Raw genomic sequence first — 218 nt, 5'->3', positions numbered from 1 at the left:
TTAAGAACGTGCCGGATGATATATACTTTCAGCTTTCTTGCTTTATAGCTTTTATTGCTTGTACATCATGTCATAGATCTTATTTCCTTGCGGAACAAGTGGAGAATAACGGATTCGAACCGTTGACCCCCTGCGTGCAAAGCAGGTGCTCTAGCCAGCTGAGCTAATCCCCCGGATACCTTTCCTTTTTTGCGGCTGCAAAAGTAGTCATTTTATTC

Annotated in this window: 1 tRNA gene; it reads right to left on the bottom strand. The window is 43.1% G+C overall.

Going from position 1 to position 218, the window contains the following annotated elements:
* Positions 1–99 precede the first annotated feature (99 nt).
* A tRNA-Ala gene (locus O6P32_RS13615) sits at positions 100–173 on the bottom strand.
* Between the last annotated feature and the right edge of the window lie 45 nt (positions 174–218).

Origin of the sequence: Phocaeicola acetigenes, from assembly GCF_027529745.1 — a bacterium.
GTDB lineage: Bacteria > Bacteroidota > Bacteroidia > Bacteroidales > Bacteroidaceae > Phocaeicola > Phocaeicola acetigenes.
This window is presented reverse-complemented; position numbering and strand designations above follow the sequence as displayed.